The organism is Flavobacterium sp. W22_SRS_FP1 (genome assembly GCF_052113685.1).
Classification (GTDB): domain Bacteria; phylum Bacteroidota; class Bacteroidia; order Flavobacteriales; family Flavobacteriaceae; genus Flavobacterium.
The window spans coordinates 34,230-46,567 of sequence record NZ_JBGQOE010000007.1 but is presented as its reverse complement, the minus strand read 5'-3'; the positions used below and the strand labels follow the sequence as shown (position 1 = coordinate 46,567).

The 12,338-nt window shown below is 35.8% G+C and carries 7 protein-coding genes; 3 read left to right on the top strand and 4 right to left on the bottom strand.

Annotation, left to right across the window (positions count from 1 at the left end):
* Positions 1 to 88 precede the first annotated feature (88 nt).
* The 3 genes from cysS (at position 89) to lgt (ending at position 2,967) form a co-directional block, all read left to right on the top strand.
* A complete protein-coding gene (gene cysS / locus ACEN2H_RS05935; protein WP_441731356.1) occupies positions 89 to 1,567 on the top strand; it encodes a cysteine--tRNA ligase in 1,479 nt (492 codons plus the stop codon).
* Positions 1,568 to 1,651: 84 nt separating this feature from the next.
* The gene (gene yidD, locus ACEN2H_RS05930; RefSeq protein ID WP_441731354.1) at positions 1,652 to 1,894 is read left to right on the top strand and encodes a membrane protein insertion efficiency factor YidD; all 243 of its coding nucleotides are present in this window, start codon (positions 1,652 to 1,654) and stop codon (positions 1,892 to 1,894) included.
* A gap of 119 nt (positions 1,895 to 2,013) precedes the next feature.
* Entirely contained in the window at positions 2,014 to 2,967 is a 954-nt protein-coding gene (gene lgt / locus ACEN2H_RS05925) for a prolipoprotein diacylglyceryl transferase (RefSeq protein ID WP_441731352.1), read from the top strand.
* Between the two features lie 54 nt (positions 2,968 to 3,021).
* On the opposite strand, the gene ACEN2H_RS05920 is transcribed toward lgt, so the two are convergent.
* The 4 genes from ACEN2H_RS05920 to gyrB form a co-directional block, all read right to left on the bottom strand.
* On the bottom strand, positions 3,022 to 5,271 hold the full coding sequence (locus ACEN2H_RS05920) for a T9SS type B sorting domain-containing protein (RefSeq protein WP_441731350.1): 2,250 nt from the start codon (positions 5,269 to 5,271) through the stop codon (positions 3,022 to 3,024).
* Between the two features lie 697 nt (positions 5,272 to 5,968).
* Positions 5,969 to 8,938: a protein translocase subunit SecDF gene (secDF, locus tag ACEN2H_RS05915; RefSeq protein ID WP_441731348.1), complete on the bottom strand. Its 2,970-nt coding sequence runs from the start codon at positions 8,936 to 8,938 to the stop codon at positions 5,969 to 5,971.
* A 221-nt stretch (positions 8,939 to 9,159) separates the two neighbouring features.
* Positions 9,160 to 10,095 (bottom strand): malate dehydrogenase, encoded by a 936-nt coding sequence (gene mdh, locus ACEN2H_RS05910; protein WP_441731346.1) that lies wholly within the window; start codon positions 10,093 to 10,095, stop codon positions 9,160 to 9,162.
* Positions 10,096 to 10,146: 51 nt separating this feature from the next.
* Positions 10,147 to 12,090 (bottom strand): DNA topoisomerase (ATP-hydrolyzing) subunit B, encoded by a 1,944-nt coding sequence (gene gyrB, locus ACEN2H_RS05905; RefSeq protein ID WP_441731344.1) that lies wholly within the window; start codon positions 12,088 to 12,090, stop codon positions 10,147 to 10,149.
* Positions 12,091 to 12,338 lie beyond the last annotated feature (248 nt).

Below are 12,338 nucleotides of genomic sequence, written 5' to 3'. Positions count from 1 at the left end.
TGATTGAAGTGAAAATCCTTTTTGTTTTTTTATTTAAAAACAAAAAGATTGAAGCGCAAAGCAGGAACTAGCTCCTAAAAAAAAATAAATGCCTCTATATAATACTCAGACACTAAAAATATACAACTCTCTTTCAGGAGAAAAAGAAACATTTAAACCTATACTTGAAGGTAATATTGGTATGTATGTGTGCGGACCTACCGTTTACAGCAATGTACACCTTGGAAATGTTAGAACATTTATGTCTTTTGATGTTATTTTTAGATATCTACTGCACCTAGAATATAAAGTGCGTTATGTAAGGAATATAACTGATGTGGGACATATTGTGGACGATGCAGATGACGGTGAGGACAAAATTGCCAAAAAAGCACGTTTAGAACAGCTTGAACCTATGGAAGTTGTACAAAGGTACACGGTTGATTTTCACGAAATACTGAAATCTTTTAATTTTTTACCTCCAAGTATTGAACCTACGGCTACAGGACATATTATTGAGCAAATTGAAATAATAAAAAAAATAATTGACAGTGGAATAGGTTATGAAGCAAATGGCTCTATCTACTTTGATGTAGTTAAATTTAACAAAACTAACCATTATGGCAGGTTAAGCGGTCGAAATATAGAAGATATGCTTGCCAATACCCGTGATCTCGATGGACAATCTGACAAAAGAAACCCACAAGATTTTGCTCTTTGGAAAAAAGCAGAGCCCCAACATATTATGCGTTGGCCTTCTCCTTGGAGCGAAGGTTTCCCCGGATGGCATTTAGAATGTACTGCGATGAGCACAAAATACTTGGGCAATCATTTTGATATTCACGGAGGTGGAATGGATTTAAAATTTCCACATCACGAATGTGAAATTGCACAGAACGAAGCCTGCACCGGACAAACGCCTGTCAATTATTGGATGCATGCCAACATGTTGACATTAAACGGTAAAAAAATGGCGAAATCTACTGGAAATAGCATTTTACCAAGAGAAATCTTAACCGGCGAAAACACGATATTAAGCAAAGCATTTCCGGCTTCAGTAGCACGGTTTTTCATGCTGCAAGCGCATTACAGAAGTATTCTTGATTTTTCGGACGATGCAATCGTTGCTGCCGAAAAAGGCTATAAAAGGTTAATGGAAGCAATCGATGTCATTAAACATTTATCTGTAGCTTCCAAAAGTACAATTGACATAGCTAGCTGGAAACAGTCTTGCTACGACGCTATGAATGATGACTTTAACTCTCCAATTTTAATAGCACAGTTATTTGAAGGCGTGCGCTATGTAAACCTACTAAATGATGGAAAGGAAACTTTAAATGCAGCTGATTTAGAAAACTTTTCTCTCGCAATGAATGCTTTTGTGTTTGATGTGTTAGGACTAGAAGATGAAAAAGCAGCAAATAACTCCAATGACAAGTTAGAAGGCGTTGTAAATATGCTTATTGGTATGAGGAATCAAGCAAGAGCAGACAAGAACTTTCCACTCTCTGACCAAATTAGAGATCAATTAATAGCTTTTGGAATACAATTGAAAGACGGCAAAGACGGCACTACCTTTAGCTTTTAAACGCTCTGCTTTGAAGTTTTCGTTGACGATGTATTAAAGATTTAAAGAGTAAATAGTAATATTTAAAACAGGAACACTGAGACAATGTTATCAAAAATCATCATATTCCCGTTTCTACTGTTGGTTCGCTTCTACCAGCTTGTCATATCTCCTTTGATGCCGGGTGCTTGTAGATTTGAACCTACTTGCTCTAGCTATATGATCGATTCCCTAAAAACACATGGTTTATTTCAAGGTGGCTTTCTAGGGCTAAAAAGGATAATAAGCTGCAATCCTTGGGGAAAAGCAGGTTATGATCCAGTACCCAAAAAGAACTGCAATCATTGATGCCACAAAAATAATCGTAGTTGTTTTTTACTCTTAATTACTCCACGAAATAAGGCATAACTTCAATTTACTATTGAAACTCGCAACAAAAAATGTATTTTTACATCAAATAACAAATAATGACACACGCTTTAAATATAGTTTGGAACCCATCAGAAGGAATTGATTTAGGCTTTTTTATAATTCGATTCTACAGCCTTATGTTTGTAGTTGCTTTTGGATTGGGTTGGTATATAATGAAAAACATATATGAACGCGAAAACGAATCTATCGAAAAACTAGACTCTTTATTCATCTGGACTGTACTTGCTACATTGCTTGGTGCCCGTTTGGGACATGTTCTTTTTTATGACTGGGAATATTTCCGTAATCACTTGTTAGAAATATTTTTACCTATTAGAGAAAATATCAATGGTACTTTATTTGGATTTCTATCCGGTTGGGAATTTACTGGCTTTCAAGGACTAGCAAGTCATGGAGCAGCCATCTCCATAATAATAGCGATGTATTATTATAGCAACAAAATACTAAAAAGACCATTACTATGGATTTTAGATCGCGTGGTTATAGCCGTTGCAAGTGGAGCAATCTTCGTACGATTAGGTAATTTTTTTAATTCTGAAATAGTAGGAAAAGAAACAAGCTCGGTTTTCGGAATAAAATTCGTTCGTGATTATTTTAGCCCAAATGATGCTGTAAACGCCACTCAAATACCGAACCCGAACGAGGCTTATCAAGCTATTGTAAACAACCCTCAGTTTTCCAACTTATTAGCACAAGTACCAGCGCGACATCCTGCTCAATTATATGAAGCGTTTTGTTATATTTTTGTCTTCGCAATTTTATTTTTCTTGTATTGGAAAACCGAAGCAAGACAAAAATCAGGATTACTGTTTGGACTTTTTCTGGTGTTATTGTTCTCAGTACGTATTGTTGTAGAATCAGTTAAAGAAAGTCAAGGTGGCTTTGAAAGTGCACTTGGTCTTCTATCTACTGGACAGTGGTTAAGTATTCCTTTTATATTAATTGGTCTTTATTTTATTTTTACAGCCGAAAAGCCAGTCAAAATATAAATCCAAAACTTACTATAACACAAAAAAGCTCTCGCATTAGCGGGAGCATTTTGTTTATCTCTTTAATGAAAAGTGTGATCTGAATTTTTTAATTGTTCCATCTTCAGGGTAATCAACCACAAACCAATAATCAGTTGCGGGTAAAGCTTGTCCATTATAAGTTCCATTCCACCCAGTTCCATTTGGAGAAATTTCCTTTAAAAGCTTACCATAGCGATCAAATATTTGAATTTTAGAACCTGGCCTATCAATTAAAGTAAAGATATTCCAGAAGTCATTGTATCCATCATTATTAGGAGTGAAAAATTTAGAAAATCCAATAACTAAAATATTATTTCTGGTTATGGGGGTACTACAGCCCGTTACATCAACCACAGTCACTGAATGATTGCCTGGAGATACATACTCAAAAATTGGACTTTCTTGAAAAGGACCGTCGTCAAGTCTATATAAATAATCTCCAGCTCCTGTTGCCGCAACCGTAATCACTTGATTTTCGGAAAAAGCTTCAGTAATAGTCCAAGAAAAATCAACTAAGGTATTTGACGGATTGACACTAATGGAGATTGTTAAGGACTCTGCACATTGTCCGCTGTCTGGAGTAAAAATATAATCTGATGTACCTACAACTGAGGTGTTGACCATTGTAGGACTCCAAGTTCCGGTAATCGATGGTGCATTCGAGGATCTTAAAGATAAAGTTGGAGCTATTGAATTTTCACATAAAGTTATTGGAATACTAGAAAAATTAGGTGTCGTTAATTGATTAACTATAATTGTCAATGTAACCTTTGCTGCACATTGACCCACATTTGGAGTAAAAGTATAAGTTGTTGTGTTCGTATTATCTAGTGCTGGTGACCAAACCCCTGTATAGCCATTAATAGAAGTTGTAGGTAAAGGCAACAAAGCAGTACCAGTACAAATTGAAGGAACCACAGTAAATGTTGGCGTACCATTAGGCGTAACCGTAATAGTCAATGTTGTCGTGGTTGCACATTGTCCTGCAGTGGGCGTAAAACTATAAGTTGTAGTGGCGGTATTGTTTAAAGCAGGAGACCAGATACCTGTAATACCATTGGTAGATGTTGTTGGTAAAGCTGATAAAGGAGCTCCAGAACAAATAGCTGGCACAGCGGCAAAACTTGGTATTGCATCTGGAATAATAGTTATAGTTACCGTTGTAGTTGGACTTGATACACACTGTCCTGAGTTAGGTGTAAAAACATAATTAGCAGATCCCAAAACTGATGTGTTCACTGTTGTTGGACTCCAAGTTCCTAATATTGGTGTTATATTCGAAGAGCTAGACGGTAAAACTGGCGCCGTATCATTTTGACAAACCGACGCTGGTATCGTAGCAAAAGCTGGAGTGACCAATGGAATGACCGTGACGGTTAATGTTTGAGTAGTAGCACAAGGAAACAAAACAGAATCTGGAGTAAAAACATAATTACCACTTACTGTATTACTTACTATTGCCGGTGACCAAGTTCCAGATATACTATTTGGAGATATTGGACCCAATATTGGAGTAATTGAACCCGAACAAATTGGGGCGATCGCTGAAAAACTTGGCGTTATTGTGGAAGTTCCGCAAGGAACAGAGCACGTCAATGTTTGAGGAGGCACACAAGGATGCGTGGCTGATGATAATATTAGTGTAGCAGATTGACCAGGCGAAACACCAAAAACTTCTTGATGCGAAACGCCTGTGCTACTCGTAACAGTAGGCCCTCCATCAATAGAATAAGAAAAATTATAAGAATTAGAAATAAGCGGATTATTAGACCAATCAAAATAAGCAGAAGTACTAGTTGTAGCTTGAGTGGGATCACATCTGAAATTAAGAATAACAGCTCCGTTATCAGCAACCACATTAACAACAATTTCAGATCTAAGACTTTCGCCTGTGCCGTCATCTTGACTGACATAATACTTTATCTGACCAACTGTAGTTGTTGAAGGAATAGGTGCTGTTGAGCTTGCTACTCCACCAAACTGATCCGTTCCGTACCAAATTAAAGAAGCACCTGCGGAAGCGTTAGCACTTAAGGGAACTGCAGCAGTATTTTGACATAAATACAATGGCGAAGTAACTGTAGGAACTGGAAGAGCAACGACTTCACTCCTTTTAGTAAGATTCTTCATGCTACTCGCTTTTAGATAAGAAGTATCGTTCTTCACTAAAAGACTCCTACCCGCTAGATTTGGACTACCACAATTAGTGTGTGAGAACATTGCAATATGGCATAAAAGGGCAATTAAAGACATATAAGCTAATGATCTGATCCTCTTTTTCATTATCGGTAATTATTAAGTTTGATCAAGAATAGAATGCTAATTAAAGTAATAACAAGTAAATATATAAAATTACGTAGTTTAATAAAACTAAAAAACAACTTATTCTATTACATTTTAGTAAAAAATTATTAAAAACCGTAATATTATTAACAAATTTATTCGTTCATATTCAGCAATTTAATGAATCTTAATATTATTCACAGCAAAACCTTCATCGTCTCAGGAACACGGTTTGACCAAAATACTCTATTATATCAGATTTCTAAAATTGACCAATTGAAACCATAATTATCCCTCTACATTAACTCAATAACTGTATAATTAAATTGTGACTAAACTCAAATATCGATTAAATTTTTTAACTTAATCAGAAAGGCAAGCAGTTTTACAAAACCAAAAACCTTAAAAATCGAACGTCTCAGTATTAATAAAGACATAGCCACTACTTTCAATACAAAACAACTCAATTTTTCTAATAAAGCGACAGCCCTTAATAAAATACCTACCACATTAACAAACACTAGAATAAATTATGAGAGAAAACCATGTACAATAATACCGCTAATTAAGAAAACAGAAAATTGCCGCAAATACCCCTATTAAAATTGATTCGTTTGAAATTGATTAACATAAAATTAAAGCAAAAAAAAGACCCAACTTCCGTTGGATCTTTTTTTTTTTAAATACTGATTACTGACTAGCTTTCTTGATGTTGTTTTTCGATTAGCTTTTTATCTTCTCTAGAAATTGTATCCACCAATACTGGTGTAGCAATAAATAATGAAGAGTAGGTTCCTACAACAATACCTATCAACATAGCAAATATAAATCCTCTAATCGATTCTCCTCCAAAAATAAACATGATTAACAATACAAGAATCATCGTCGCTGAAGTATTGATTGTTCTGGACATTGTTGAATTAATAGATTTATTAACGATTTCAGAAAATGTTCCTTTTGTTTTACCATCTAAGAATTCACGAACTCTATCAAATACAATCACAGTATCATTCATCGAATAACCAATAACGGTCAGAATTGCTGCTATAAAATGCTGATCGATCTCCATACCGAAAGGCATAAACTTGTAGCATAAAGAATAAATTCCTAGAACAAATATAACATCGTGCGCTACCGCTGCAATGGCACCTAAACTATATTGCCATTTTCTAAAACTGATCATTAAGTATAAAAACACAATCGCCATAGCTCCAAGGACAGCCCAGTAAGCATTGGTTTTGATGTCTTCGGCAACTGTTGGTCCCACTTTTGAGGCTTGTAAAATACCATATTGTTTACCTTCGTAAGCATTTACAAACTGTTTGTACGTAAGTCCAGCTTCGAAATGATTTTTCAAACTCTCGAACATTAACTTGTTTACTTCTTGGTCAGCTTCGATTCCATGTTCTTCAACTTTATATTTTGTAGTAATCTTTAACTGATTATCATTTCCAAATATTTTAGCTTCTGCACTACCAAATACTTTAACCAATTCTGCTTTCACTACTTCGGCTTCAACTGCTTTCTCAAAACGAACCTGAAAAGTTCTTCCTCCGACAAAATCAACACCTTGATCCAGTTTATTAGTTGCTAATGATACAATGCTAACAATAACTACAACCGCAGAGAATAAATAAGTCCATTTCTTGATACCTAAGAAATCAAAATGAAAGTTTGTAAAGAAATTTTTAGAGAATCCTGTAACAAAAGACAAATTACTATTTTTCTTCAGACTCCAGTCAATAAAAATTCTAGCTATAAAAATAGAGGTAAATAAAGAGGTTATGATACCAATTAATAAGGTAGTAGCAAAACCTTTTATAGGTCCAGAACCAAAAATAAACAATACAGCACCGGTAAGTATGTGTGTAACGTTTGCATCTACGATTGAACGCATAGCACCAGTCCAACTATAAGAAGCTTTTACAGCCTCTTCTAGTGTCTTACCTTCACGCAATTCTTCCTTTGCTCTTTCATATATAATAATATTGGCATCGACCGCAGTACCCATCGTCAGTACAATACCGGCAATACCAGGCAATGTAAGAACAGCGCCTAAACTTGCTAAAACACCAAATAAGAACAATAAGTTGATTGCTAAAGCAATATTAGCGTACCAACCTGCTTTTCCGTAATAAACCATCATCCAAAGCGAAACTAAAAGCAATCCAACAATTGCTGAAGTTGTACCGTTGTCAATTGCTTCTTGACCTAAGGATGGTCCTACCACTTCAGATTGGATTATATCAGCAGAAGCAGGAAGTTTACCCGCTCTTAAAACGTTAGCTAAATCTTTAGTTTCTGTTACGTCAAAAGATCCTGAAATTTCCGATCTTCCTCCTGAAATAGGCCCTGTTGAAACTCCGGGAGCAGAATAAACGATGTTATCAAGAACGATAGCAATATTACTTTTTTGAATATAAGCTCTTCCTGTTAATTCTTCCCAAGCTTTTGCGCCTTGTCCATCCATTTGCATAGAAACAGCAGGCTTACCCATTTGATCAAATGAATCTTTAGCATCAGTAACGACTCCGCCACCCATTGCAGGGACGTCGTCTCTATTTCCTTTTAAAGCATATAATTCTACTGCCTCAATTTCTTTTGATTTAGCATCTTCTATTGTAGTTAGTTTACCCCAAACAAATTTAGCATAACGCTGCTCTGCTGGTAACAAGACTCTGATATCTGATCTTTTAAGATATCCATTTACTATAGCAGTATCTTTGGGTGAGAAAAGTCCTAGAACCGGCCCACCACCTTGAGCAATAATTTTGTCAAATAAAGGGTTATTACCTTTTTTAGATGCAGTAGAGTCCTTTCCGTCCGTTAATAAAGCACTCAAAGAGTCTTTTACTATTGGCTTAGCTTCTACCGTATTAATTTCTGTTTTTTTCAATGACTCATTTGCAGCTACTAAAAAGCCACCCATCTCATCAATTTTATACGTTTCCCAAAACTCTAATTGAGCAGTACTTTGTAATAATTTTTTTATTCTGTCTACATCTTTAGCACCCGGAAGTTCAACAAGAATTTGTCCTGACTCTCCTAGCTTTTGAATATTAGGCTGCGTTACACCAAATTTATCAATACGTTTTCTCAAAACACCAAACGCACTTTCTACTGACTCATCAACTTTTCTTTTGATAACTTTCTGAACTTGAGCGTCCGTCATTTGATAGTCAACTCCACCTTCACCTTGTAAACTTCTGTTTGCAAAAATATCTGGCGATGCCAATTTAACGGTTCCTTTAGAATTAGCTTCAAAAGCCTCGAAGAAAGCATCAATATAATTCTGGTTTCCTTGCAAGTTTGCAGTAGCATCCGCTAACGATTTATTGAAAACCGGATTCTTAGAATTATTAGATAATCCTTTCAAGATGTCTTTAACTGAAATTTGCAAAATCACATTGATACCACCTTCCAAGTCAAGACCTTTATTAATCTGCTTTTCTTTTACCTCATCGAAAGTAAAATCGGCAAATCCTAAGTTAAATACTGTCTCTTTACCAATAGAATCCAAATATCTCGCTTCTTTTTCGGGGTTCCCGTCAGCAAAAGATTTGGCGTCGTTTGTTATCTTGCTTGACGCAAAAGTGAAAGAAAGTTGGTAAATACTCACCAATGCAAATATTATTGCGAAAAATTTAATAAGTCCTTTATTCTGCATTATTACTAAAAATTAATTATTTTATATTTATTCATTTTACCAACCTTATAATACATTACTTGTCAATGATTTATATCTAAAAAACACAAACTAGCGACTATATTATTTTTTTTTAACCGAGCAAATATATAATTAACGTTAACATTAACCAATTTATTTATTGATTAATATCAAAAAAAAGACTGCAAAAGAGCAGTCTTCGTTAATACATAAGATTTTAATTAAGCTAAAATTGATTTCAGGGCGTCGTTCATTTGTCTAACTGCATCAGCACTCTTAGCAAACGATGCTTTTTCTTTTTCATTTAACTCAATCTCAACAATTTCTTCTACTCCATTCTTACCTATAATGCAAGGCACACCGATACATATATCATTTTGCTCATATTCTCCTTCAACCAAGACAGAACAGGCAATCATTTTCCTTTGGTCATTCAAAATACTATCCACCAAATAAGCAACTGAAGCTCCTGGTGCGTACCAAGCTGAAGTTCCTAAAAGCCCTGTTAGAGTAGCTCCTCCTACCATCGTATCAGCTGCTACTTTTTCCAAAGCATCTTCTGATAGAAATTGCGATACTGGAATACCATTATAAGATGCTAGTCGGGTTAAAGGAATCATAGTGGTATCACCATGCCCACCTATTACCATGGCAGAAATATCATTTGCTGGTTTATCTAAAGTCATGGACAAGTACGTTCTAAAACGAGAACTGTCAAGTGCCCCACCCATTCCTATTATTCTGTTTTTTGGTAATCCAGTAGATTTTAATGCTAAATAAGTCATTGTATCCATTGGGTTTGAAACTACTACGATAATAGCATTTGGAGAATGAACCAACACGCTTTCAACAACAGTTTTTACAATTCCAGCATTGATTCCAATTAATTCTTCCCGAGTCATTCCCGGTTTTCTTGGAATTCCGGAGGTAATTACCACAACACTACTATTTGCTGTTTTTGAATAATCATTAGTAACACCTGTTACTTTTGTGTTGAACCCTGTATTGGTAGCACATTGCATGATATCCAGTGCCTTACCTTCGGCAAACCCTTCTTTAATGTCTAACAAGACAACCTCACTTGCGATTCCTCGATAAGAAATTGCGTCTGCACATGTGGCCCCTACGTTTCCTGCTCCTACAATAGTAACTTTCATAATATATGTGTATTTTTTTGGGTTAGTTATATTAGTATTTTAGACGCTCTATTAGGCATCGATATTAGCATAAACCGCATTTTTCTCAATGAAATCTCTCCTTGGAGGTACTTCGTCCCCCATTAGCATAGAGAAAACCCTATCAGCTTCTGCCAAACTGTCAATGGTTACTTGTCGTAAAGTTCTAAAACTAGGGTCCATTGTAGTTTCCCATAATTGTTCAGCATTCATTTCCCCTAGACCTTTATATCTTTGAATAGATGCGCTTCCGCCCATTTTTTCATTAGACTGATCTCTCTGGGCATCGTTCCATGCATATTCTTTTTTATTACCCTTTTTAACTAAATATAAAGGCGGAGCGGCTATATATACGTGACCTTCTTCAATCAGTTCTCTCATGAATCTAAAGAAGAATGTCAATATTAAAGTTGAAATGTGACTACCATCGACATCGGCATCACACATGATGATTACTTTATGGTAACGCAGTTTAGAAATATTTAAAGCCTTACTATCCTCTTCTGTACCAACAGTAACTCCGAGTGCAGTAAAAATATTTCTAATCTCCTCGTTTTCAAAAACTTTGTGGTGCATCGCTTTCTCCACATTCAAAATCTTACCACGCAGTGGCAAAATCGCTTGAAAATTACGGTCGCGACCTTGTTTTGCCGTTCCTCCCGCTGAATCTCCCTCGACAAGATACACCTCACATTTTGCCGGGTCTTGCTCTGAACAATCAGACAACTTCCCTGGCAATCCACCACCACCCATTACGGTTTTACGCTGTACCATTTCACGTGCTTTTTTGGCGGCGTGACGTGCTTGTGCAGCTAAAATAACCTTTTGAACAATGATACGAGCGTCATTTGGATTTTCTTCCAAATAGTTCTCAATCATTTCACTGACTGCCTGACTTACCGGAGAAACTACTTCCCTGTTTCCAAGTTTAGTTTTGGTTTGACCTTCAAACTGTGGCTCAGCGACTTTTACGGAAATAATTGCAGTTAAACCTTCACGGAAATCATCACCTGAAATATCAAACTTTAATTTGTCTAACATTCCAGAAGCATCTGCATATTTCTTTAGCGATCTAGTTAGACCAGTTCTAAAACCTTGTAAGTGCGTACCTCCTTCATGCGTATTGATATTATTCACGTAAGAAAAGATATTCTCCGTATAACTTGTATTATAGATTAAGGCTACCTCAACAGGTATCTCTCCTTTTTCATTATCCATCGAAATAACATGCGCAATAATTGGCTCACGATTTCCATCTAAGTAACGAATGTATTCTTTTAAACCTTCATCAGAATGAAAAATTTCAGAAACGAATTTTCCATCTTTATCTAACTCTCTTTTATCTGTAAAAGTGATTGTAATCCCTTTATTTAAGTATGACAATTCACGCATACGTGCCGACAAAGTATCATATGAAAAATCAATGGTTTGTGTAAAAATACTTGAATCAGGATAAAAAGTAACGATAGTCCCCCTTTTTGTAGTTTCACCAATTTGTTTTACTGGATATAAAGCCTTTCCCTTTTCATATTCTTGCTCGTATACTTTCCCATCACTACTGTGAACCGTCGCTCTAAGATGATTTGACAGTGCATTTACCACCGAAACCCCAACACCGTGAAGTCCTCCAGAAACTTTATAGGAATCCTTGTCAAATTTACCTCCAGCACCAATTTTAGTCATTACAACTTCAAGCGCTGAAACCCCTTCTTTTTTATGAATACCAACTGGAATACCACGTCCATTATCTTCAACTGTTATGGAACCGTCTTCATTTATATCAACTACGATTGTATCGCAATATCCTCCCATTGCCTCATCGATAGAGTTATCTACCACTTCATAAACTAAATGATGAAGTCCTCGAACCCCCACATCTCCAATATACATTGATGGACGCATTCTTACGTGCTCCATTCCTTCTAATGCCTGAATACTATCTGCTGAATAATTGTCCTTCTTGATTTCTTCGCTCATATGATTTATTCTAAAAATGTAATTTTGTCTAACACGCAAATATATAAAAACCTAGGTAATTTAAACATTAAAACGCCTTTTTAAGGCATTAAGTTATTAACATTTTTAAGGCTTAAGCTGAGAAAAAACGATCTCAAAGCAGCTCACTTTTTTATTCGAAACCAATACCCCGCAACTATTATTGTTTTAATCATTTGCATATTGAATTTCACATCAATCTCATTTGCCTTACCCGCAAATGAATCAAT